The following is a 23,439-nucleotide window of genomic DNA, read 5'->3' on the forward strand; positions in this document are numbered from 1 at the left end:
TGGCGTGTTCAGGCGCAGGATCCGAGAACCAGGGACGCCCGACCCCGCGCACCGTCCTTGGAGCGTCCCGTGATCGATCTCGTCAGCAGCCCGTCGCCGCGCGACCGGCGTCCTGTCTTCGAACGGACCGGAGGCCAGTGATGCGCGCCGACACCTTTCTGGCCGCCGCCGACGCGTTGCCCCTGGCGAGCCTCGATGCCCTCCTGGGGAGCCGGGGGCTGGTGGTCGTCGCGCCCCACCCTGATGACGAGAGCCTCGGATGCGGCGGCCTGATCGCAGCCGCCCGGGCGTCCGGGCGGCCCGTTCACCTCGTCGTGGTCAGCGACGGATGCGGCTCGCACACGCAGTCCCGCCTCTATCCGCCGGAGAAGCTGCGCGCCCTGCGCGAGGCGGAGACGCAGCGGGCCGGAGCGGTGCTCGGCCTCGGATCCGGGGACGTGACCTTCCTGCGCCTGCCCGACGCGCATGTCCCGAGCGACGGGCCGGAGGCCGACGCGGCTGCGGCGGCCGTGGCCCGCGCGGCCGCGGCGATCGGGGCCGGCGCGGTTTTCGTCACGTGGCGCCACGATCCCCATTGCGATCACAAGGCGGCCGCTGCGATCGTCGCCCGCGCCCGACCGCAGATGCCGGGAGTCCGGGTCTATGAGTATCCCGTCTGGGGCTGGACCCTACCGCCCGAGACCGAGGTCGGCCCAAGCCCGACCGGCCTGCGCCTCGACGTCTCCGCCTATCGCGAGACCAAGGCGCGGGCCGTGGCGGCGCACGAATCGCAGACCACCGACCTCATCGCGGACGATCCCCAGGGCTTCCGGCTCGAGCCCGCCATGATCGACCGGCTCTGCGGTCCCTACGAGCGCTTCGTCGCGATCCCCGCATGACCCGGCGGACCCAGACCCTGCCGGAGGATTACTTCCGCGGCATCTACGCCAGCGACCCGGATCCCTGGCATTTCACCTCCTCGCCCTACGAACGCGAGAAATACGCGGCGACGCTCGCGGCCCTTCCCCAGCCGCGCTACCGGTCCGCCTTCGAGCCGGCCTGCTCGATCGGCGTCTTCACCCGCGCCCTCTCGGAACGCTGCGCCCGGCTCCTCGCCACCGATCTCGTCCCGGCCGCCGCGGAGGCCGCCCGGGCGCGATGCGCGGATCGTCCCCATGTCGAGATCCGGCAGGGGACCATGCCGGCGGACTGGCCGATCGGGCCCTTCGACCTGATCGTCCTCTCCGAGTTCCTGTACTTCCTGGCCCCGCCGGATTTCGCCGAGCTCGTGCGCCGGGCCGGCGAGACGATCGCGCCGGGCGGGGACATCGTTCTGGTGCACTGGCTGGGCGAGACCGATTACCCGCTTTCGGGCGATGGTGCCGCCGATGGCTTCATCCGCCTCTCCGCCGCCTTCGCCCAGGTCCTGAGTCAGTCGCGGACCCCCGATTATCGGATCGATGTCCTGCGCGCCGGAACCGCCTCGTGAGCATCGCGGTCATCACGCTCAACAAAGGTCGGCGCGCACACCTGACCCGCCTGCTCGACGGTCTCGGTCGCGGCGATCCGCCCGATCGCTGCGTCGTCGTCGAGATCGGCGGCGATGAGGCGCCCTACCCGGCGCTGCCCTTCCCGGTGGAGCGCGTCGCGTTCCCGCATGCCGGCCTGCCCCTCGCGGCGGCGCGCAATGCCGGGCGCCGGGCGGCCCAGGCCGAGACGCTGATCTTCCTCGACGTCGATTGCATCCCCTCGGCGGGGCTCGTCGCGGGCCTGTCGCGGGCGGTGGCCGAGCAGGACGGCCTGATCTGCTGCGAGATCGGCTACCTGCCGGCCGGCGCGGTGGCGGATGGATGGTGCGCGGCGGATCTGGAGCGGTTCGGCCAGCCGCACCCGGTGCGGGCCTTCCCGCCCGCAGGCGTGGTGGCGCCGGCACCGCAGGCCGGGCTGTTCTGGTCGCTCGCCTTCGCGGTGCGCGCCGAGACCTATGACCGCCTCGGCGGGTTCGACGAAACCTTTTCCGGCTACGGCGCGGAGGACACCGATCTGGCGTTCCGGGCGGAGGAGGCGGGGGTGCCGATCCTGTTCCTAGGAGGCCCCCGGGCCTACCACCAGCATCATCCGGGCTACGACCCGCCCCTGCAGCATTTCCGCGACATCGTCGCCAACGCGGCCCGCTTTCACGACCGGCACGGGATCTGGCCGATGGACGGCTGGCTCGACGGGTTCGCCCGGCTGGGGCTGATCGGGGCGGATCGGTCGAACGGGATCGTCATCCATCGCGACCCGACGCCGGACGAGATGGCTGCGGCGCGGCTGCCGGACGATCGGCCGTTCTAGGGCCGTCGCGGCCGCCGCGCCGCAGAGTTTGTCCCTTCTCCCGAAGAGACTGGTGAGGGGTGAACCCGCTCCGGGGCCTTCTCCAACCCTCATCCGAACCTGTCACGCGGTCACGCGCTTGCCCGCGATCCGCTCTGATCTTCCCCGGGGCCCGGCAAGCCCGGCCCCGGTCATGCAGCTGCTTGGCGCCCCGTTCGGGCGGCCTCAGCCCTTCATGGCGTTCGCCTTCTCGATCAGCGCCTCGGCCATGCGGATCGAGGCGATGTCGATGAGGCGTCCGTCCAGGGACACGGCGCCGCGGCCGGCCTTGGCGGCCTCTTCCATGGCCTCGAGAATGCGGCGGGCCTTGGTGACCTCGGCTTCCGAGGGGGTGAACACCTCGTTGGCGAGATCGATCTGCGACGGGTGGATCGCCCACTTCCCTTCGAAGCCGAGGGCGGCGCAGCGGCGGGCCGCCGAGCGGTAGCCGTCCGGATCCGAGAAGTCGCCGAACGGTCCGTCGATCGGGCGCAGGCCGTAGGCGCGGCAGGCCACCAGCATGCGGTTCTGAGCGAACAGCCACGGATCCTGCCAGTGGGTCTGGCGATTGCCGGCCTCGTCCTTGTCGGTGAGCACCGAGAAGTCGGGGTTCACGCCGCCGATCACCGTCGAGCGGGCGCGGGTCGAGGCGGCGTAATCGGCCACGCCGAAGGACATCGCCTCCAGGCGCTTCGACGACTGGGCGATCGCCTCGACATTGGCCATGCCGAGCGCGGTCTCGATCAGCACCTCGAAGCCGATCTGCTTGTCACGCTTCTTGGCCTGCTCGATCTGGGTGACCAGCACGTCGATGGCGTAGACGTCGGCCGGCACGCCGACCTTCGGGATCAGCACCATGTCGAGCCGCGGGCAGGCTTCGACGATGTCGACCACGTCGCGGTACATGTAGTGGGTGTCGAGACCGTTGATGCGGATCATCATGGTCTTGTTGCCCCAATCCAGGTCGTTGAGCGCCTGGATGATGTTGGTGCGGGCCTTCTCCTTGTCGTCGGGGGCGACCGCGTCCTCGAGGTCGAGGAAGATCACGTCGGCGGCCGACTGCGCCGACTTCTCCATGAAGGTCGGGTTGGAGCCGGGGACCGCGAGTTCGGACCGGTGCAGGCGCGGCTTGGCCTGCTGGATCAGGGTGAAGCTCATCTTGGATTCTCTCTCCTGGTGACGGTTCTGATGCCGTTGCGGGGCTGGACCCCGTTCACCGGCGGCAAATGGCGCGCACTGGGCTGCCTGACAGGGCGCGCAGGCGCGTTTCGGTCCGATCCCTCAACGTGCGAGGCCCGCATCGCCTCACCCGGTCGCCCCGAAGCCGACCGCGATGCAGTTGATGGACAGGAGCAGGGCCGACTTCACCGCCTCGCGCCGGTCCTCGTCGGTCTCGGCGCGGTAGCGGGCGAGCAGTTCCACCTGCTCGCGGCTGACCTGGTTGATGGTCGGAAGCCGCCCCTTCAGGCGGTCCCGGAACAGGGGGAAGCGCTCGGCGAGATCCGCGCCGCCGCTCACCCGCAGCACCATCTCCCGGGTCAGTGCGTATTCGGCCTCGATCATCGAGAAGATCCGGTCCCGGATCGCCGCATCCGGGACGAGGCCCGCATAGGCGCGGGCGATGTCGAGATCGACCATCATCAGCGTCTTCTCGACCTCGTCGAGGACGAGGCGGAGGATGCGGGATTCGTTGAACAGCCGCTTGAGGGTCGCCTCGCCGTCGCGGCCGCGCACGTCGATGAAGCTCGCGAGCCCGGACCCGACCCCGTACCAGCCGGTGATCACGTGCCGGTTCTGCGACCACGCGAACACCCAGGGGATCGCCCGCAGGTCCGAGAGCGAGCGGGCGCCGAACCGGCGGGCCGGCCGCGAGCCGATGTTGAGGAGCGCGATCTCGTCCAGCGGGCTCGCGGCCTGGAAGTAATCGACGAGGCCGTCGGTCTGGAGCAGCTGGACGTAGGCCGCCCGGGACGCGCCGGCCAGCGCCTCCAGGGCGTCGTCGTGGCCGGGCCCCGCCCGCTCGCCGTCGCCGGCGAGCGCGTGCTCGAACACCGAGGCGGCGAGCAGCTCCATCTGGTAGGCGGCGGTGCCGCGGTTGGCGTACTTGAACGAGACGACCTCGCCCTGCTCGGTGGTGCGGAACCGGCCGCGGATCGAGCCCGGCGGCTGGGCCATGATGCCGCGATGGGTCGGCACGCCGCCGCGGCTCACCGAGCCGCCGCGCCCGTGGAAGAAGGCGATGCCGACACCGAGTTCCTCGCCGAGCCGGGTCAGCTTGCTCTGCGCCTTGTAGAGCTCCCAGTTGGCGGCGACGAAGCCGCCGTCCTTGTTGGAGTCGGAATAGCCGATCATGACCTCCTGCACCCCGCCCTGCCAGCGGGTGGAGCGGCGCACCACCGGCACGCCGAGCAGCGCCCGCATGATCGCCGGGGCGGCACGCAGGTCGTCGATGGTCTCGAACAGGGGCACGATCGGCAGCGGGCAGATCTCCGTCCCGGCCGCGTCGAGGAAAACCCCCGCCTCCTTGGCCAGCAGGTAGGCGCCGAGGACGTCCTCCACCGAGCGGGTCATCGACAGCACGAAGGCGCCGAACGCCTCCCGGTCGAGGGCCTCGCGCATCTCGGCGACGAGGGCGAAGGTGGCGAGGGTCTCCCGGGCGGCGTCGGGCAGGTCCTCGAAGGACCGCTCGGGATCACGGGGCCGGGCGAGTTCGGTATCGAGCCACTGGCGCCACGCGGTCGAACCGAGGGCCGGCGGCTCGCCGTCGCCGTTGCGCTGGCGCCAGAGGGCATGGAGCGTGTCGGTGGTCCGCGTGGTGTTCTCGCGCAGGTCGAGCCGGACCGTCGAGAAGCGGAAGATCTCCACCATGCGCCGGACAGGGCGGACGAGATCCCGCGCCAGCGCCCCGCACTTGGCCTCCGTCAGGCCGCGCTCCAGCGTGCGCAGGTCCTCGATCAAGCCGTCGGCGCTGGCGTAGTCGGGACCGGACGGGTGCTCACCTTCGTTGCGGGCGATCGTCGCCTCGATCTTGCGCAGGACGCAGGAGAGATACTGGCGATAAGGCTCGCCCGGGTTGCGCCGGGTGATGGCGCGGGCCTGGCCGCTCTCGGCGAGCTGCCGTTCAAGTTCCGCGTGGAAGCTTTCGGGCAGCGGCAGCGAGCGCTCGGTGAGCGAGAGGGTCCGGCCCAGTTCCCGCACGCCGTCGCGGTAGCGGGTGAGCGAGGCCAGGGCGTTGCGGTGCAGGGTCTGCCGGGTGACCGCAGCCGTGACGTAGGGGTTGCCGTCCCGGTCGCCGCCGATCCAGGAGCCGAACTGGAAGAACGGCGGCACCTTGAAGTCCGTGCCCGGATAGGTCTCGGCGAGGGCCTCGTGCAGGGTCTCCAGGGTCTCGGGCAGCATCTCGAACAGGGTCTCGTCGAAGAAGTGCAGCCCCCAGGCCACTTCCCGCTCGACCGTCGCCTTCTCCAGGTGCAGCTCGCCCGTCATCCAGACCAGCTCGATCTGGTCGCGGAGCTCGTTCATGAGCCCGTTGCGCTCACGATCGGTCCAGCGCGGCATCTCCAGCTCGCGCAGCACGAGGTAGATCCGGCGGAACTTCTCCAGCACCGTCACGCGCTTGCCCTCGGTGGGGTGCGCGGTGAGCGTCGGGCGGATGCGCAGGTCGCTGAGCAGCGCCTGGATCTTCTCCGGGGGCACGCCCTGCCGGCGGGCATCCGCGAAGACCTTGGCGAAGGAGCCGCTGAGCGCGGCACGGCCTTCCGTGCGCTCCACGTGCCGGCGGCGGCGCATCGCGGCGTTCTGCTCGGCGATGGAGATCAGCTGGAACCAGATGCCCTGCACCTGCAGCGCGCGCGCCAGCATCTGCGGCGAGAAGCGCGAGATGTCGGCCGTGCCGTGCAGAACCGCCTCGAGGTCGGGATCGTGCCGGCGGGCGACATCGAGCAGCGCCTGGAACAGGATGTCCAGCGCCTGCTCGGCCGAGGTGCCGACGATCACCGGCGGCGCGAAGGCTGTCGCGTCGACGAGACCTGGATGTGCGTGAAGGGTGCGGGTCATGAGGCCACCTCGTGGCGCGCGGTTTTCTTGGAGGATGTTCAGCGCGAAGCGTCGTCACCGCCGGCTCGGGAGGTACGCGCATCGGCCGGTGCCCAGCGCGACGAGCCCCCTCTCCCGTGCGGGAGAGGGTCGGGGTGAGGGACGCGATGGTTCAGGATCGAGCGCGCCGCCGGTACGCCGATGGACCGCGCCTTCTCCGGAAGGATCCGATCCCTCACCCTGTCCCTCTCCCGCACGGGAGGGGGACCCACGCCGCATTCTGAGACTGTGCGGCAGGCTGGCTGCGGCTACGCCGCCCGGGCCAGCACATCGGCCACCGTCTGGCCGAAGGAACCCGGATCGGGCGCCACGGTGAGGCCGTAGGAGCGCATGATCTCGGCCTTCTCGGCGGCGCTGTCGCCGGCAGCCGAGATGATCGCCCCCGCATGGCCCATGCGGCGGCCCTTCGGCGCCGTGAGCCCCGCCACGAAGCCGATCACCGGCTTCGACATGTTCTCGCGGATCCAGGCCGACGCCTCGGCCTCCTGCGGCCCGCCGATCTCGCCGATCATCAGCACCGCGTCGGTGTCCGGATCGGTCTCGAACAGGGCGAGGTGGTCGAGGAAGGACGAGCCGTTGATCGGATCGCCGCCGATCCCCACCGAGGTGGAGATGCCGAGGCCGAGCTCCTTGAGCTGCGAGGCCGCCTCGTAGCCGAGCGTCCCCGACCGGGAGATCACCCCGACATTGCCGGGGAGATAGATGTGACCGGGCATTATGCCGAGCATCGCCTTGCCGGGGGAGATGATGCCGGCACAGTTCGGGCCGACCACCATCGTGCGGCGATCCCGCGGATAGCGCATCAGGTAGCGCTTCACCCGCATCATGTCCTGGGCCGGGATGCCGTCCGTGATCGAGCAGACCAGCCGCAGGCCGGCATCGGCCGCCTCCATGATGGCGTCGGCCGCGAAGGGAGGCGCCACGAAGGTGATGGACGTGGTGGCGCCGGTCGCCGCCACCGCCTCCTTGACGGTGTTGAACACCGGCAGGCCGAGATGGGTGCGGCCGCCCTTGCCCGGGGTGACGCCGCCGACGACGTTCGTGCCGTAATCCAGCATCTCCTTGGCGTGGAAGGTGCCCTTGTCGCCCGTGATGCCCTGGACGATAATCGGGGTGGTCTCGTCGATGAGGATGCTCATGGCGCGGTCTCCCCTTCAGTGCTGCGTCTTGGCGGTGGCGCAGGCGTCGACCGCCTTCTTGGCCGCCTCCGACAGGGTGTCGGCGGTGATCAGGTCGAGGCCGCTCTCGGCCAGGATCTTCTTGCCCGCCTCCACGTTCGTACCGGCGAGCCGGACCACCAGCGGCACGTCGATCTTCACTTCGCGCGCGGCCTGGACGACACCCTCGGCGACCCAGTCGCAGCGGTTGATGCCGGCGAAGATGTTGACGAGGATCGCCTTCACGTTGCGGTCCGACAGGACCAGCCGGAAGGCCGTGGCCACCCGCTCGGGCGAGGCGCCGCCGCCGACATCCAGGAAGTTCGCCGGCTCGCCGCCCGCGTGCTTGATCATGTCCATGGTGGCCATGGCCAGCCCGGCGCCGTTGACGATGCAGCCGATCTCGCCCTCGAGGCCGATGTAGCTGAGGTTGTGCTCGGCGGCCTGTGCCTCGCGGGGATCGCCCTGCGAGGGGTCGTGCATGTCGGCGATGCCCGGCCGGCGGAACATCGCGTTGTCGTCGAAGGACATCTTGGCATCGAGCGCGAGCACCCGGTCGTCCTTGGTGACGACCAGCGGATTGATCTCCAGCATCGTGCCGTCGCAGTCGCGGAACGCCCGATAGGCGTTCATGATCGTCTTCACCGCAGCCGAGACCTGCTTGATGTTGAGACCGAGCTGGAAGGCGATCTCCCGGGCCTGGAACTGCTGCAGGCCCACCGCCGGCTCGACCACCACCTGGATCAGGGCGTCGGGCTCGTTCGCGGCGATCTCCTCGATGTCCATGCCACCGCGCTGGCTGGCGATGACGCGCACGCGCTCGGCCTTCCGGTCCAGCACGTAGCCGAGGTAGAGCTCACGCTCGAACGGGTCGGCGGTCTCGACGTAGACCCGCTGGACCGGCTTACCCTCGGGGCCGGTCTGGTGGGTGACGAGGCGCTTGCCGAGGAGATCCTTGGCGGCATCGCGGACCTCGTTATAGGTCCGGCACAGCTTGATGCCGCCGGCCTTTCCGCGGGCACCCGCGTGGATCTGCGCCTTCACGGCCCAGAAGGATCCGCCCAATTCCGTAGCCGCGTAGACCGCCTGATCCGGGCTGAACGCGATCGCGCCCTTCGGGACGGCCACGCCGAAGCTCGCAAGCAGCTCCTTGGCCTGATACTCGTGGACGTCCATTCGGCGCCTCCTCCGCGGTTCGTTGCCGCCGTTGATGCCCTTCACTTTAGTTGAGTCGAAGGAATAAGCCCGTCAAATTTTTTGATCTCGGGCTTGACGACGACTTTTTCGCGGTTGCAGCACGGATCGTATTCGATGCTGCGCTGCGGCATACTCAAAAACAACGAGGCCGGGGCATGATGCACCCGGCCTCGACTGTCGATGGTTTGCCGGCGCCAGGATCAAGCGCCGCGGGCGTCAGTTCACTTTGGTCTTCACCACCTCGTAGACCTTCTCGGTCAAGGCCCCGGCCCCGGCCAGAAGGTCTTCGAGTTCCTTCAGCCGCTCGTCGGCGAAGTCCCGGTCCTCGAGACCCTTCGCGTTCACGTAGACGTTGAGCGCTGCGCTGCGCAGTCCGGCATAGGCGGAGAGCACGGCCACGCCGGCATCCGACACGACGTTGAGGTTGCCCTTGTCGGCGGTGATCGCCGCGAGGTCGATCACCGCGCGGCAAGCCCGGCAGCAGGCGAGCGGCACGTCGCAGGCCGTCTTGAGGGCCGCCTGGATTTTCTCCGCGCGGGCCGCCTTCTCGTCGTCGGTGGCCTTGGGCAGGCCGTAGGCCCCCATCACGGCGTCGAAGGCCTGGACGTCCTCCCCGATCATGCCGGTGAGCACGACCCGCAGGCCCTCGGATTTGGCCAGGACCTCCTTCAGCTCGGCCTCGACCTCGACATACTTCTTCTTGCCGATGGTGAGGTTGCAGACCATCGACACCAGAGCCGCGCCCATGGCGCCGGAGATCGCCGCCGCGCCGCCACCGCCGGGGGTCGGGGCGGCGCTGGCGAGTTCCGTCAGGAAGGTCTGGATGGACGCGTTTTCCGGCGCCTGCTGCGTGTCCGACATGGGCGTCCCTCCCGTCAGGCCATCGACTTGGCGAGCGAATAAATCTCCTCGGCGTCGAGCACCTTGTCGGTGCTCTCGAAGAGCTGGCCCACGCAGGCCCGGTGCAGCTTGAGCTTCAACCCGCCGATGCCCAGCGCGCCGAAGGCCTGCTTGCCGTTGCGCTCCTTGCCCTTGTCCATCACGTCGATGCCGCCGATGCCCGTCGGGGGCTGGGCGTTGTAGTCGGCGACGAACTCGATGGACGATTCCTGCGCCCAGGCGGATTCGGGCAGCAGCTCGACGCCGATGGCGCCGGCCGTGAACACGAGGTTCGTGCCCTTCACGAGGGCCACGCGGGACGCCTCGTCGGGGGTGGCGGCGGCCTTCACGTTGACCTTGAAGCGCTTGTTGATCTGGTCCGCGGCAGCCTGGGTCTTGTCGAGGGCGCGGCCCGCGATGGTCACCTCGGCGCCCTCGCCGGCGAGCAGCGCGGCCGAGCGCATGCCGACCGGGCCGGTACCGGCCAGCACGACGGCCTTCTTGCCCTGGAGCGAGCCTGCGGCCTTCGCCACCAGCGCGACGCCCGCGGCGGCCGTGGTGTTGGAGCCGTTGGAATCGAGCATGACCGAGACGCGGAACGGGCCGAAGAACCGCTTCTTGACCGCGGTGAACAGCTCCTCGCCGGCCGCCATGCTGCCGCCGCCGACGAAGATCGCCGTCGACTTCTTCTCGGAACCGCCACGGGTGTAGATCGTGCCGTCGACCAGAGCGCCGACATTGTCGGGGTTCACGCCACCGTAGCCGGCGATGTGGTCGGCGCCGCCGTCGTAGCCGACGACCGTGTCGAACACGTTCGGCACGGCATCGGTGTCGAACAGGAACAGCAGCTTCTTCGTCACGATTCAGACCTTTCTGTCGCGCCCTGCGGCGCTATCGTCTTGTTTTCAAAGGGCGGTCGCAGCGCGCGACCCATCCGCGTCATCGTGCGCCCGAGCTTTCAGATGGCATAGCGGGCGAGGCGCGGGCCCCCTCTCCCGTGCGGGAGAGGGACAGGGTGAGGGGCGCGCCTCATCCGGAGAGTTCTCCTCCCTCACCCCAACCCTCTCCCGCACGGGAGAGGGGGCCTGTCGTGCCTACTCGACCACGTTCTGCGGCTTGCCCGCCACGAACGCCTCGACGTTGTCGACGAGCTGGTCGGCCAGGATCTGCATCGCCTCCTTGCTCGCCCAGGCCACGTGCGGCGTGACGATCAGGTTCGGCAGGTCGGCCTCGCACAGGATGTTGCCGTCCTTGGGCGGCTCCTGCGCCACCACGTCGAACCCGGCGCCCGCGATGGTGCCGTCCTTGAGCGCTTCGAGCAGGGCCGCCTCGTCCACGAGCCCGCCGCGGGCCGTGTTGATGAGGATGGCGCTCTTCTTCATCTTCTTGAACTCGGCCGCGCCGATCATGCCCTTGGTCTCGGGGGTCAGCGGCACGTGCAGCGTGATCACGTCGGACTGTGTCAGGATCGTCTCGAAATCGACCAGCCCGTCCTGCGGGAACACGTCGTAGGCGATGACCGTCATGCCGAGCGCCTCGGCGCGCTTGGCGATCGACTTGCCGAGCGCCCCGTAGCCGACGATGCCCAGCGTCGAGCCGGCGATGTCGTAGATCGGGTAGTCGAAGTAGCAGAACTGCTTGGACTTCGCCCAGTCGCCCCGCTTCACCGAGTTCGCGTAGGGCACGATCGCCCGGCGCAGGGCGAACATCAGCCCGACCACATGCTCCGGCACGGTGTTGAAGGCGTAGTTGCGGATGTTGACGACGGTGATGCCCTGCGCCTTGGCCGCGGCCTTGTCGACCACGTCGGTGCCGGTGGCGGCGACGGCGATCAGCTTCAGGTCGGGGAGCTGCTTCAGCGTCTCGGCCCGCATCGGGACCTTGTTGATCAGCGCGATCTCCGCCCCCTGGAGGCGGGAGACGATCTCTTCCGGCGTCCAGGTCGAGTCGTGCTCGACGTATTCGTGCGGGAAGTTGAACGGTCGGACCCTGGCATCGAGGGATTCACGATCCAGGAACACGATCTTCTTGGTCATAGGACCCCTCTCGTACGACGGGCAGTTTCCTCGATAGTCTTGTTCTTACTTGCGCGTCGGGGCGAGCCCGGCAACCCGGCCCCGCCCCGATCGCGTGCGCCGATTACGCCTTATGCAGCGGATTCTCGCGCAGATAGCTGGAGGCGGCGGCGACGCCCGAGCCCGGCGTGACCTTGATGCCGCAATCGATCATGGCCATCTCGGCGCCCGCGATGGCGCCCAGCAGCGAGAGCTCGTTCAGGTCGCCCAGGTGGCCGATGCGGAACACCTTGCCGGCGACTTTCGAGAGGCCGGCCCCGAGCGACAGGTTGTAGCGCTCGTAGGCGTGGATGATCACCTTGGCGGCGTCGGCGCCCTCCGGCACCACGATCGCCGTGACCGTGTCGGAGTTCCACTTCGGCTCCTTGGCGCAGGGCTTGAGGCCCCAGGCCGCCACGGCCTGACGGGTCGCCTCGGCGAGCACGTGATGGCGGTGGTAGACGTTCTCCAGCCCCTCCTCCTTCACGATCGCCAGGGCCTCGCGCAGGCCGTAGAGCAGCGGCAGGACGGGGGTGTAGGGGAAGTAGCCGGTGGCGTTGGCGGCCAACTGGTCCTTCCAGGCGAAGTAGGCATGGCCGAGCCGGTCGTTGCGGCCGGTGCCGCCCTCGGCGATCTTGAGCGCCTTCGGGCTGATGCAGATCAGGCCGAGGCCGGCCGGCAGCATGAAGCCCTTCTGCGAGCCCGCGATGGCGCAGTCGACCTTCCAGTCGTCCATGTAGAACGGCAGCGAGCCGATCGACGAGATGCCGTCCACGAACAGCAGGGCCGGGTGGCCGGCGGCGTCGATCGCCTTGCGCACCGCGCCGATGTCGCTGGTGACGCCCGTGGCGGTCTCGTTGTGGACGACCATGACGGCCTTGATCTTATGGTCCTTGTCGGCGCGCAGGGCCTCCTCGATCTTCTGCGGATCGGCGCCGGTGCCCCACTCCTCCTCCTGGACGACCACGTCGAGGCCGAGGCGCTGGGCCATGTCGACCCAGAGGTGGCTGAACTGGCCGTAGCGCGAGGTCAGCACCGTGTCGCCGCGGCAGAGGGTGTTGGACAGGGCCGATTCCCAGATGCCGGTGCCCGAGGACGGGAACAGGATGACCGTCCCGGCGGTCGAGCCGAACACCATCTTGGAGTCCTGGAGCAGCGGCCTCACCAGCTCGGGGAAGCTCGGCGAGCGGTGATCCTCCGACGGCACATGCATGGCGCGCAGGACGCGCTCCGGGATGTTCGTGGGGCCGGGAATGAAGAGGTGGTTGCGACCGGGGCGCCGGGTTGCGGCCATGATGTTTCCTCCGAAAAATCCATTGTGCGCGGGCGTGAACCCGCGCCGGGTTGTCCAAGCGTCCTCAGGGAGTCGGTCCGGCGCCGTCGAAAGCGGCTCGCGCCGCGCCCCCTCGAACGCCATCCTCTGCCGTGATCGGGGGGCCTCCGCGGAGCGGCAGGCGGCCTCACGCCGCTCGCGTCGCGGCACGCCCCCGCGCGCCGGTCGCCTCCGAAATGCCGTCCCGTCCAACGGCCTCAGGGCCGTCCTCGCCGCCTTCCTGTCAAGGTCCGGCCGAACTCGTGCCGAGCCGCCGGTTCCTGGTATTATGAGCGGGCGAAGCTCGAAAGGAAAACCGGAAAAACTTCCAGAACTTGGCAAAAAAATTTTTTGTGCGGCGCAACGAAGCCGAGGTCCGGTTGAGATGCTTTGCGGCGCCGCAACGCGGACGGGTGGCCCCGCCGGGACTCCGCGTCATCAAACTGAGATGGGATCGCGCTCTGGATCCCGGCACCGTTCAGCCGCCGGGAGAGGGTTGCCGTGGCCGAGGTTGAGGAGATGCCGGTCCGCGTGCGGACGCTGTTCCTGTCCGACCTGCATCTCGGAACGCGCGGCTGCCAAGCCGGCCTGCTCCTGTCGTTCCTGAAGGATTACGACGCCGACACGATCTATCTCGTCGGCGACATCGTGGACGGGTGGCAGTTGCGCTCGGGCTGGTACTGGCCGCAGGAGCACAACGACGTGGTGCAGAAGCTCCTGCGCAAGGTCCGCAAGGGCGCGCGGATCGTCTACCTGCCCGGGAACCACGACGAGTTCCTGCGCGACTATGTGGGCACGAGCTTCGGCGGCATCGAGCTGGCCGAGACCGCGATCCACGAGGCGGCGGACGGCAAGCGCTACCTCGTGATCCACGGCGACCAGTTCGACATGGTCGTGCGGCACTCGCGCTGGCTCGCCCATCTCGGCGACGGCGCCTACACCCTGGCCCTGTCCCTCAACACCCTGATCAACAAGGTGCGGCGGCGCCTCGGCCTGTCCTACTGGTCGCTCTCCGCCTGGGCGAAGCTGCGCGTGAAGAACGCCGTGAGCTTCATCGGCCGCTTCGAGACGATCCTGGCCGAGGAGGCGCGCCGCCAGGGTGCCGACGGGGTGATCTGCGGCCACATCCACCATGCTGCGGACCGGCCGATCGGCGACCTGCGCTACCTCAACACCGGCGACTGGGTGGAATCCTGCACCGGTCTCGTGGAGCATTACGACGGCCGGATCGAGGTTCTGCACTATCCGAGCCTCCTGCGGGCGCAGGCGGCCGAGGCCGTGCCGCAACCCCTGGCGGGCCGGCGCGCGGTGGCTTGAGGGCACCGCCGTGAAGCTTCTGATCGCCAGCGACGCGTGGCATCCCCAGGTGAACGGCGTCGTCCGCTCCCTGGAGCAGATGGTCCGCCGCGCCCCGGAACACGGCTTCGCGACGGCCCTGCTCTCCGTGGCGGATTTCCGGTCGCTGCCGCTCCCGGGCTATCCCGAGATCCGCCTCGCCTATGCCAGCCGGGAGCGGGTGGCGGCGCGCTGGACGGCGGAACGGCCGACCCACGTGCATATCGCCACGGAGGGGCCCGTGGGGTTGGCCGTGCGGCGCCATTGCCTGGCGCACAACCTGCCGTTCACGACGAGCTACCACACCCGCTTCCCGGAATATCTCGCGGCCCGCGCGCCGGTGCCGGAAGCGTGGTCCTACGCCTATCTGCGCCGGTTCCACGGCGCGGCGCGGGGAACGATGGTCAGCACCGCCTCGCTCCAGGGTGAACTGGCGGCGCGGGGATTCGGCCGGCTGATGCGCTGGACCCGGGGCGTAGACACGGAACGGTTCCGGCCCGCCGGACCGGGGACGCCCGTGCCGGCGGAACTCGCGGACCTGCCCGGGCCGCTGTTCCTCTATGTCGGGCGGCTGGCGGTGGAGAAGAACGTCGCCGCCTTCCTCGCCCTCGACCTGCCCGGCACCAAGGTCGTGGTGGGCGACGGGCCGGACCGCGCGCGGCTGCAGGGTCTCGCGCCGGGGGCGCGCTTCCTCGGCACCCGCACCGGCGCGGATCTCGCGGCGGTCTACGCCGCCTGCGACGTCTTCGTGTTCCCGAGCCTCACCGACACGTTCGGCATCGTGCTCCTCGAGGCCCTGGCCAGCGGCCTTCCGGTGGCGGCCTTCCCGGTGCCGGGCCCCAACGACGTGGTCGGCGGCCGTCGCGTCGGGGTTCTCGATCAGGATCTCCGGGCTGCCGCGCTGGCGGCCCTGCGGCTGTCGCGGGCCGAGTGCCGGGCCGAGGCCCTGCGCTGCGGCTGGGACGTGAGCGCGCGGCAGTTCTTCGGCAATATCATCGAGGCGCATGGCGGCGCGCGCGGCACCCGGGACGCCGCCTGACCCGTGACGGCGCCCGCGCGGGATGGCAGGACGGCGTCATGCCGCCCGCCAAGCCGTCCGCCCCGCCCATCGCCAAATCGCCTGCCAAGTCGACTGTTAAGTCGGTCGGCAAGTCGGTCGCCGCCACGTCGCCGACCAAGCCGATGGCGGGCCGGCCGCCCTTCGATCCCAACCGGGCCGCAGCCTACCCGGCGGTGATCGGCTGCGACGAGGTCGGTCGCGGCGCACTCTGTGGGCCGGTCGTGGTGGCCGCGGTCTGGTTCGATCCGGCGGCGATCCCCGCCGACCTGCTGGGCGCCCTCGACGACAGCAAGCGCGTCCCGGAGCCGGCCCGGGAACGTCTGGCCCCCATGATCCACACCCATGCCCGGGTCGCGGTGGCGGCGGGCTCCCGGGCGCTGATCGACCAGATCAACATCCGCGGCGCAACCCTCGACGCGATGGCGCGGGCGGTCGCCCGGCTCGGCCTCGCCGCGCCCGTGCTGGTCGACGGGCGCGACGCCCTGCCGGGCCTTCCGGGTCGCGCCGTGGTCGGCGGCGACCGGCTGGTGCCGCAGATCGCCGCCGCATCGATCGTCGCCAAGGTGTTCCGCGACCGGCTGATGCGGCGCCTGGCTCAGCGCCATCCCGGCTACGGCTGGGAGCGCAACGTCGGCTACGGCACGGCCGTCCACCGCGCCGGCCTGACGCAACTCGGCCGCAGCCCGCATCACCGGCTCAGCTTCACCCGGGCCTTCGACTGATCCCGGCCCCCAGGGGTCACGCAGCCCGGACGCCGGCCAGGAAGCGACCGACCTCGACGGCGAGCTGCTCCGACTGACGCGTGAGCGCGGTCGCGGCCGTCAGGACGTGGTCGGCCGCGCGCCCCGTCTGGTCGGCCGCCTGCGCAACTCCGGCGATGGTGCCGGTCACCTCCTGCGTCCCCGTAGAGACCTGCGTGATGTTGCGGACAATCTCCTGCGTGGCCACCCCCTGCTGCTCCACCGCCGCCGCGATCGCGGCGGCCACCGCACTGATCTCCCCGATCCGGCCGGTGATCGTCCCGATCGCCTCCACCGCCTGACCGGTGACGGTCTGGATGTCGCCGATCTGCCGCCCGATCTCCTCGGTGGCGCGGCCTGTCTGGGCTGCGAGGTCCTTCACCTCGGTGGCGACCACCGCGAAGCCCCGCCCCGCCTCGCCGGCCCGCGCCGCCTCGATGGTGGCGTTGAGCGCCAGCAGATTCGTCTGTGCGGCGATGCCGGCGATCAGCTCGACCACCGCGTCGACCCGGGCGGCCGCCGTGTTGAGCGCGGCCACCAGCACGGCGGTCCGGTCGGCCTCGCCGACGGCGGCCCGCGCCAGTTCGGACGAGCCCTGGACCTGGCGCGCAATCTCCTGGACGGAGGTGCCGAGCTCCTCCACGGCGGCGGCCACGGTTCTGACGCCGGTGGACGCCTCCTCGGCGGCGGCGGCCACGGTATCGGACTGGCTGGCGGTCTGTTGGGCGGTCGTGGTCATCTGCCAGGCCGTGGTCTGCAATTCGGCCGCGGCGGCGGAGACCTGACCGACGATGCCGGCCACCGCCGACTCGAAACCCTGCGCCATCGTGAGCGTCATGCTCCGACGCTGCGCCTCCGCGGCCAGCGCCGCCTCGGCCGCCTCGGCCTCCAGGGCGCGGGTGCGGACGAGGTTGTCCCGGAAGACCTGCACGGCCGCCGCCATCGCGCCGATCTCGTCCCGCCGCTCTCGGGCCGGGATCGGCACGTCGGCGTCTCCTCCCGCGAGCGCCTGCATGGCCTGGGTCATGGCCCGCAACGGCCGGAGCACCCAACGGAACACGATGACGATACCGCCGACCGCCAGCAGGACCGCTGCGGTCAGGAACAGCACGGCCCCGAAAAGCGCGCGCTGCGACTCGGCGGCGAGGAGCTGGGCCCGGTCGATCATCGCGTCGAGACCCGCGTGGGCCAGATCGAGAAGCGCCCTCCCGTCGGCGATGTCGCGCGCGCGCAACGCATCGGCCTCGATGCCGGGCGCCCTGCCCCGGCTGAGCGCGTCCGTGATCGCGACGCGCCGCCGCGCCGACTCGCCCTCGAAGTTGCTGGCCTGCGCCTTCTGGAAGGCGGCACGCAGGGCGACCGGGACGTCTTCCGTGAACAGGTCGACGACTTTACCCCAGTCCGCCATCAGGCGTCCCCGCTCCTCGGCCGCCGCGATGATCTCCTCCTGCGACCAAGACGCCTTGGCGGCCACCGAGGTTTCCATACGGCGCCAGGAATTGCCGAGTGCGACCCGCGTCGCCCAGCTGGCACGCTTGATGTCGAGGGCCTGCGCGACCGCCGTGTCCCGGCGCGGGATGGCCGCGTCCACCGCGGCGTTGGTTGCCGCGAAGGCGTTGAGGAGGCTCGTGACAGCTGTGTCGAAGGTCTGTCTGAACGCCGCATCGCAGCGTTCCCTCGGGAGCGCGACGACCGCGTCGATCTGTGGCCTCAGCGCCGCCAAGGTCGCCTGCGCGCTCCGAAGCGGCTCCAGCGTCGCCTGGACCGACGGCACGGCGAGGTCGCGCACAAGGGTCCAGAATTCCGTCTCCGCGTCCATCAAGGCCTGCCGCTCGGACAGCTGATCCGCCCTGTCGGCCACCGAGATCGGACCCTCGACGGCCAGGACCTTCTGAACGATGCCCCGCGCCATGCGGGTCGCGATCACCGACCGGAGCAGCGTGCGGCTGACCCGCGTGAGCGTGACGACGCGCTGCCCCTCTCGCGCGTGCTCCACAGCGCTCAGGAGCGTGTCTGTACGCACGGCAAGCAGCATTACTCCCATACTCAGCAATACTAATCCGATAATCGATCCTATTGAAAATCTGAGATACCGAAACAAAGCGTAAGTCCTTTTCAATGAAAACCTAGAAAATGACTTCATAAAGGACAAAAGATCTTTGCTGTCAACCTCGAATTCAAGACTCAATCGAAATATGTATTTTGGCAATTAAGATTAAACCTAGAGTCAACAAGCCGAGTATTCGCGCAATCGAAGTCCCGATTGACGCGACGAGTGCGGTACGTCGCCATTTCCAGCGGAATTGGAGATGGATGATCGATAAGCTGCTGCACCGACGGCGGATTCATCTGGCCCGGCAGGCGCTCCACTCATACGATCTTGGCCAGCCGGGCTCGACGCCGCGCCGTCTCAGAACAGCGACAACTGTGCCCCCGGTCTGCGGAAGAACTCCCGGTTCAGCGCCATCCGCCCGAAGGCGAAGCCGAGTCGCGTGCCGGCGAGCCGGACCCGCTGGCCGATCATCGCCGCGTAGGCCCCCTCCCCGCGGAAGCGGTGGCCGAAGCGCGGGTCGTTCTCGCGCCCGCCCCGGGCTTCCCGCAGGAGCGCGAAGGCCCGCGCCCTGCGCTCCGGATAGTGCTCGGCGAACCAGTCGGCCACGAGGTCGGCGACTTCGCCGGGGAGGCGCAGCAGCGCGTGGCCGATGCGACTCGCCCCGTGCGCACGCGCCTCGGCCAGGATCGATTCGATCTCGTGATCGGTCAGGCCGGGAATGATCGGCGAGACGTTGACCATGACGGGCACCCCCGCCGCGCTCAGCGCGCGCATCGCCGCGAGCCGCTTGTCCGGCCGCGGCGCCCGCGGGTCGAGGCGGCGGGCGAGGTCCGGATCCAGCGTCGGCAACGAGATCGCCGCCAGCACGAGATTGTCCGCCGCCATCGCCGCCAGGATATCGAGGTCGCGCAGCACGAGGTCCGACTTGGTGGTGATGCTGACGGGATGTCGGGCGTCCCGCAGCACCTCCAGCACCGCGCGGGTGATCCGGTGCGCGCGCTCGACGGGCTGGTAGGGATCTGTGGCGGTGCCGAGGGCGATCGTTTCGGGCCGGTAGCCCGGCGCGGCCATCTCGCGGGCCAGCAGCCTTGCGGCGTCCGGCTTGGTGAAGATCCGCGACTCGAAGTCGAGCCCCGGCGACAGGCCGAGCCAGGCATGGGTGGGGCGCGCGTAGCAGTAGATGCAGCCGTGCTCGCAGCCCCGATAAGGGTTGATCGACCGGTCGAAGGGGATGTCGGGCGAGCTGTTGCGGGCGATGATCCGCGTGGAGCGCTCCGGGGTGACCTGCGTGCGCAGGGGCGCCGGCGCGTCCGCCATCCCGGTCTCCTCGTGGAACGTCTCCCGCCGGGCCGGCTCGTGGCGGCCGGTGGGATTGGCCGTGGCACCACGCCCGCGCCGAGCATCCCGCGGCACACCGCTCGGGCCGAGTCGCTGGGCGGGCCGGCCCGAGACGTCATCGGGTATCGACACCATGGCGACTCGTCTCCTGCCCGATCCCGCTCGGAACATAGAGCGAACAACCGTCGGCCGAACGCCTCTTTTTCAGGCAGACACAGCTTTGTCGCCTGTCCGGACAGCGACACGGCCGCCCGACGGCGGCCGGGTGGTTTACGGCGGCGCAGAATCGTCTATGCGCGCGCTCATGCTCTCCGCCGTGACCTATCTGGCCGACCCGGCCGATCCGGACGCGATCGATCGCTTGGCCGACACGCTCAGCGTGCTGGTCTCCGGCGTGGCCGGCGGCCTCATCGGCGACGCGGTGATCGTTTCGGGCAGCGAGAGTGAAGCCGTGGCAGCCGTCGCGGAGGCCACGGGCGCGACGCTCGTGCTGCACCGGGGCGGCAATCCCTACGCCGCGGGCGCTGCCGCAGCCCGCCGGGACTGGATCCTGTGCCTTGAGGCCGGGGACGTTCCGGCCGAGGGCTGGATCCGCACCCTCGACCGCTTCGTCGGGACGGCGCGGCCGGAGACGGCCCTCGGCCGCCTGCACCGTACGGCCGCAGGCTGGCTCGAACGGCTCGTGGGCCGGTTGGAGAGCGTGATGGGCGCCCGGCAGGCCCGGGCCGGGGACGTCGTCCGGCGCGAGGCCCTAATGAGCGGCGGCCCGTTCGCGGCGCGCCTCAAGGTCCGGCCCTTGATCGCCCGGATCGAACGCGCCTGACCGGCAGAATCTTGCGCCGGCCCTCGTTGTTGTCGGTCAGTCCGCCTCTACAACACTTGAAGCGCGGCAGAAATTTCGCCGACTCTACATCTGTGGAAGCGGGCTGACCTGGCTCGACCTGGAAGGATGGTGCAATGGAATCGTCGGGCCTGATGGGGCGCAAATCGGTCGACGACATCGTCGAGAGCGGTGAGGGCGAGCAGCAGCTCTCGAAGTCGCTCGGCGCCCTCTCGATCACCGCGATGGGCATCGGGGCGATCATCGGCGCCGGCATCTTCGTTCTCACCGGCACGGCGGCGGCCCAGTATGCCGGACCGGGGATCATGCTGTCCTTTGTGCTCGGCGGCATCGCCTGCGCCTTCGTCGGCCTGTGCTATTCCGAGATGGCCGCGCTGATCCCGGTGGCGGGGTCGAGCTACACCTACACCTACGCGACGCTGGGCGAGTTTTTCGCGTGGCTCATCGGCTGGGACCTGATCCTCGAATACGCCATGGGTGCCGCCACCGTGGCGGTGGGCTGGTCGGGCTACGTCATCAGCATCCTGAAGACCGTCGGGATCGTGATCCCGGCCCAGTTCGCGAACGCGCCCGGCACGCCGATCGACGGCGGCGGGACGGCTCTGTTCAACCTGCCGGCGGTGCTGATCGTGGCGCTGATCACGATTTTGCTGATGCGCGGGACCAAGGAATCGGCGCGCTTCAACAACATCATGGTCGCGGTGAAGCTCACCGTGGTGGTCGCCTTCATCGCACTGGGCTGGGGCCACGTCGACACCGCGAACTGGAGCCCGCTGATCCCCGACAACGACGGCACCTTCGGGCATTTCGGCGCCAGCGGCATCCTGCGCGGCGCCGGCGTGGTGTTCTTCGCCTTCATCGGCTTCGACGCGGTCTCCACCGCCGCCCAGGAGGCGCGCAAGCCCCAGAAGGACATGCCCATCGGCATCCTGGGCTCGCTGGCGGTCTGCACGATCCTGTACGTGCTCGTCGCCGCCGTGCTCACCGGCCTCGTCCCCTACAAGGAGCTGAACGTCCCCGACCCGATCGCCAAGGGCGTCGACGTGATCGGCATCGGCTGGTTCGCCCTCCTGATCAAGCTCGGGGCGCTGACCGGGCTCACGACGGTGATCCTCGTGCTGCTCTACGGCCAGAGCCGGATCTTCTTCACCATGGCCCAGGACGGCCTGCTGCCGAAGATGTTCTCCCACGTCCATCCGACCTATCAGACGCCGTATCGCAGCCAGGCGCTGATCGGGGCCGTGGTCGCCGTGGTGGCGGCCCTGGTGCCGATCCACATCCTCGGGGAGATGGTGAGCATCGGCACGCTCGCCGCCTTCATCCTCGTCTGCGGCTCGGTGCTCTACCTGCGGCGGACCGAGCGCCACATGAAGCGGCCGTTCCGGGCCCCCGCCGTGCCGGTCGTGCCGATCCTCGGCATCCTGTTCTGCCTGCTCCTGATGATCGGCCTGCCCCTCGACACGTGGCTGCGGCTGGTGATCTGGATGGCGATCGGCCTCGTCGTGTACTTCTTCTACGGCCGCAAGCACTCGGTCCTGCGCCGGAAGGAGGGGAACGCGGCGTAGGTCAGACGGACCGGCCCCTCACGATCCTCCATGACGATCCCGTCATTCCGGGCCGCCGCGGGCGGGCCCGGACTGAGGCTCATCCTCACACCGCGATGCTGGCCCCGCGCCGCAGGTGCTCGTCGAGACGCGGCATGATCTCCACGAAGTTGCAGGGCCGGTGCCGGTAGTCGAGCTGCTGGGCCAGGATCCCGTCCCAGGCGTCCCGGCAGGCGCCCGGTGAGCCCGGCAGCACGAACACGTAGGTCGCGTGCGCGACCCCCGCGGTGGCGCGGGATTGCAGGGTCGAGGTGCCGATCTTGTCGTACGAGATCCGGTGGAACACGGCCGAGAAGCCGTCCATCCGTTTCTCGAACAGCGGCTCCAGCGCCTCGGGGGTGACGTCGCGGCCGGTGAAGCCGGTCCCGCCGGTGGTGATCACCACGTCGACGCCGGGATCGCGCAGCCACGCCTCCACCTGGCCGCGGATCGCCGGGACCTCGTCCGGCACGATCGACCGGGCCGCCAGACGATGCCCCGCCTCGGTGAGGCGCTGCGTCAGGGTGTCCCCCGAGCGGTCGTCCTCCGGGCGGCGCGTGTCGGAGACGGTCAGGACCGCGATGTTCAGGGGGATGAAGCGGCGGGCGTCGGTCTGATCGGCCATCGTGCGGGCTCTCCGGGACGGAAGACCGATATGGGCCGGCCGAAGCCGCTTGTCGCCCCCGGGCGGCCGCGTCCACGTCCCACTTGCGGTGCGCGGGAAACTCGGCTGTGCTCTTCCGATCCCGTCGGAGATCGCTCCCCATGCACATGTACGGCAACTGGCGCTCGGCTGCGGCCTTCCGGGTGCGGATCGCCCTGAAGCTGAAGGGCATCGCCTACGAGGAGACCTTCATCGATCTCGACGCGGGCGACCAGCACAAGCCGGAGTTCCGGAGGATCAACCCGCAGGGCGCGGTACCGGCCCTGTTCGACGGCGACGGGCCGCCGCTCACCCAGTCGCTCGCGATCCTCGATTACCTGGAGGAGACGCGGGGCGGCGTGCGCCTCCTGCCGGAGGAGCCGCGGGCGCGGGCCCGGGCCCGCTCGCTGGCACAGGTGGTCGCCTGCGACACCCACCCGCTCTACGTGCCTCGGGTGCGCACCTTCCTGATGGAGCATTACGGTCTGCCCCGGGAGCGGATGCTGGATTTCCTGCGCAACGCCTTCACGACCGGCCTCGCGACCCTGGAGACGCGGCTGTCCACCGAGGCGGGCACGGGACGCTTCTGCCAGGGCGATTCGGTGAGCCATGCCGATCTCTGCCTCGTCAGCCTCTGGGTCGGGACCGGCATCTTCGGCATCGACACGGCGGCCTACCCGACAGTCGCGCGAATCGCCGAGGCCTGCCTCGACCTGCCCGCTGTCGCGGAGGCACACCCGTTGCGTCAGCCGGGTGCCCCGTCGGCGTGATCGCACGCCACGCGTGCGCGTGAATCCGCGCTGGTGACCTGGGGCCGC

Annotated in this window: 20 protein-coding genes; 9 read left to right on the top strand and 11 right to left on the bottom strand. The window is 69.8% G+C overall.

What is annotated here, in order from left to right; all coding sequences use genetic code 11:
- Nucleotides 1–140 precede the first annotated feature (140 nt).
- From MCBMB27_RS15185 to MCBMB27_RS15195, 3 genes are read left to right on the top strand one after another with little or no spacing between them, the layout of a single operon-like run.
- Nucleotides 141–878 carry a PIG-L deacetylase family protein gene (locus MCBMB27_RS15185; protein WP_043381221.1) on the top strand — a complete coding sequence of 246 codons (738 nt, stop codon included), beginning with the start codon at nucleotides 141–143 and terminating at the stop codon, nucleotides 876–878.
- Nucleotides 875–1,468, top strand: a complete 594-nt coding sequence (locus MCBMB27_RS15190) for a class I SAM-dependent methyltransferase (protein WP_075380791.1) — start codon at nucleotides 875–877, stop codon at nucleotides 1,466–1,468. The genes MCBMB27_RS15185 and MCBMB27_RS15190 overlap by 4 nt, the downstream gene beginning before the upstream one ends.
- Entirely contained in the window at nucleotides 1,465–2,316 is an 852-nt protein-coding gene (locus MCBMB27_RS15195) for a glycosyltransferase family 2 protein (RefSeq protein ID WP_075380792.1), read from the top strand. The genes MCBMB27_RS15190 and MCBMB27_RS15195 overlap by 4 nt, the downstream gene beginning before the upstream one ends.
- A 204-nt stretch (nucleotides 2,317–2,520) precedes the next feature.
- Here the strand turns inward: MCBMB27_RS15195 and MCBMB27_RS15200 are convergent, their stop codons facing one another.
- From MCBMB27_RS15200 to MCBMB27_RS15235, 8 genes are all read right to left on the bottom strand, one after another.
- Nucleotides 2,521–3,492: an HpcH/HpaI aldolase/citrate lyase family protein gene (locus MCBMB27_RS15200; RefSeq protein WP_043355694.1), complete on the bottom strand. Its 972-nt coding sequence runs from the start codon at nucleotides 3,490–3,492 to the stop codon at nucleotides 2,521–2,523.
- Between the two features lie 147 nt (nucleotides 3,493–3,639).
- On the bottom strand, nucleotides 3,640–6,390 hold the full coding sequence (locus MCBMB27_RS15205; RefSeq protein WP_053609022.1) for a phosphoenolpyruvate carboxylase: 2,751 nt from the start codon (nucleotides 6,388–6,390) through the stop codon (nucleotides 3,640–3,642).
- Nucleotides 6,391–6,677: 287 nt separating this feature from the next.
- On the bottom strand, nucleotides 6,678–7,568 hold the full coding sequence (sucD, locus tag MCBMB27_RS15210; protein ID WP_043355698.1) for a succinate--CoA ligase subunit alpha: 891 nt from the start codon (nucleotides 7,566–7,568) through the stop codon (nucleotides 6,678–6,680).
- Between the two features lie 15 nt (nucleotides 7,569–7,583).
- Entirely contained in the window at nucleotides 7,584–8,762 is a 1,179-nt protein-coding gene (locus MCBMB27_RS15215; RefSeq protein ID WP_043355699.1) for a malate--CoA ligase subunit beta, read from the bottom strand.
- 237 nt (nucleotides 8,763–8,999) lie between these two features.
- Nucleotides 9,000–9,644, bottom strand: a complete 645-nt coding sequence (gene fchA / locus MCBMB27_RS15220) for a methenyltetrahydrofolate cyclohydrolase (protein WP_043355701.1) — start codon at nucleotides 9,642–9,644, stop codon at nucleotides 9,000–9,002.
- A gap of 14 nt (nucleotides 9,645–9,658) precedes the next feature.
- Nucleotides 9,659–10,522, bottom strand: a complete 864-nt coding sequence (locus tag MCBMB27_RS15225; protein WP_043381233.1) for an NADP-dependent methylenetetrahydromethanopterin/methylenetetrahydrofolate dehydrogenase — start codon at nucleotides 10,520–10,522, stop codon at nucleotides 9,659–9,661.
- Between the two features lie 234 nt (nucleotides 10,523–10,756).
- On the bottom strand, nucleotides 10,757–11,698 hold the full coding sequence (locus tag MCBMB27_RS15230; protein WP_043355704.1) for a D-2-hydroxyacid dehydrogenase: 942 nt from the start codon (nucleotides 11,696–11,698) through the stop codon (nucleotides 10,757–10,759).
- A 103-nt stretch (nucleotides 11,699–11,801) separates the two neighbouring features.
- Nucleotides 11,802–13,010 (bottom strand): aminotransferase class V-fold PLP-dependent enzyme, encoded by a 1,209-nt coding sequence (locus MCBMB27_RS15235; protein ID WP_043355705.1) that lies wholly within the window; start codon nucleotides 13,008–13,010, stop codon nucleotides 11,802–11,804.
- Nucleotides 13,011–13,547: 537 nt separating this feature from the next.
- Between MCBMB27_RS15235 and MCBMB27_RS15240 the strand changes: the two genes are divergently transcribed.
- The 3 genes from MCBMB27_RS15240 to MCBMB27_RS15250 all read left to right on the top strand — a co-directional run bounded on the left by MCBMB27_RS15240 (nucleotide 13,548) and on the right by MCBMB27_RS15250 (nucleotide 16,145).
- The gene (locus MCBMB27_RS15240; RefSeq protein ID WP_210274854.1) at nucleotides 13,548–14,345 is read left to right on the top strand and encodes a UDP-2,3-diacylglucosamine diphosphatase; all 798 of its coding nucleotides are present in this window, start codon (nucleotides 13,548–13,550) and stop codon (nucleotides 14,343–14,345) included.
- A 10-nt stretch (nucleotides 14,346–14,355) separates the two neighbouring features.
- Nucleotides 14,356–15,402: a glycosyltransferase family 4 protein gene (locus tag MCBMB27_RS15245; protein ID WP_043355708.1), complete on the top strand. Its 1,047-nt coding sequence runs from the start codon at nucleotides 14,356–14,358 to the stop codon at nucleotides 15,400–15,402.
- Between the two features lie 143 nt (nucleotides 15,403–15,545).
- Nucleotides 15,546–16,145, top strand: coding sequence for a ribonuclease HII (locus MCBMB27_RS15250; RefSeq protein ID WP_043385177.1), 600 nt, complete (start codon nucleotides 15,546–15,548; stop codon nucleotides 16,143–16,145).
- Between the two features lie 16 nt (nucleotides 16,146–16,161).
- Here the strand turns inward: MCBMB27_RS15250 and MCBMB27_RS15255 are convergent, their stop codons facing one another.
- Complete coding sequence (locus tag MCBMB27_RS15255; RefSeq protein WP_335632072.1) at nucleotides 16,162–18,186, bottom strand: methyl-accepting chemotaxis protein; 2,025 nt, start codon at nucleotides 18,184–18,186, stop codon at nucleotides 16,162–16,164.
- Between the two features lie 387 nt (nucleotides 18,187–18,573).
- Entirely contained in the window at nucleotides 18,574–19,689 is a 1,116-nt protein-coding gene (locus tag MCBMB27_RS15260; RefSeq protein WP_051976158.1) for a PA0069 family radical SAM protein, read from the bottom strand.
- Nucleotides 19,690–19,846: 157 nt separating this feature from the next.
- Between MCBMB27_RS15260 and MCBMB27_RS15265 the strand changes: the two genes are divergently transcribed.
- Together MCBMB27_RS15265 and MCBMB27_RS15270 are read left to right on the top strand one after the other, a co-directional pair.
- Nucleotides 19,847–20,377 (top strand): hypothetical protein, encoded by a 531-nt coding sequence (locus MCBMB27_RS15265; protein WP_083683565.1) that lies wholly within the window; start codon nucleotides 19,847–19,849, stop codon nucleotides 20,375–20,377.
- Between the two features lie 134 nt (nucleotides 20,378–20,511).
- Complete coding sequence (locus tag MCBMB27_RS15270; RefSeq protein ID WP_043385144.1) at nucleotides 20,512–21,960, top strand: amino acid permease; 1,449 nt, start codon at nucleotides 20,512–20,514, stop codon at nucleotides 21,958–21,960.
- An 85-nt stretch (nucleotides 21,961–22,045) separates the two neighbouring features.
- On the opposite strand, the gene moaB is transcribed toward MCBMB27_RS15270, so the two are convergent.
- Nucleotides 22,046–22,603 (bottom strand): molybdenum cofactor biosynthesis protein B, encoded by a 558-nt coding sequence (moaB, locus tag MCBMB27_RS15275; RefSeq protein ID WP_043355725.1) that lies wholly within the window; start codon nucleotides 22,601–22,603, stop codon nucleotides 22,046–22,048.
- A 140-nt stretch (nucleotides 22,604–22,743) separates the two neighbouring features.
- Between moaB and maiA the strand changes: the two genes are divergently transcribed.
- Nucleotides 22,744–23,391 (top strand): maleylacetoacetate isomerase, encoded by a 648-nt coding sequence (gene maiA, locus MCBMB27_RS15280; protein ID WP_053609017.1) that lies wholly within the window; start codon nucleotides 22,744–22,746, stop codon nucleotides 23,389–23,391.
- Nucleotides 23,392–23,439: the final 48 nt, after the last annotated feature.

This window comes from Methylobacterium phyllosphaerae (assembly GCF_001936175.1).
Lineage (GTDB): Bacteria > Pseudomonadota > Alphaproteobacteria > Rhizobiales > Beijerinckiaceae > Methylobacterium > Methylobacterium fujisawaense.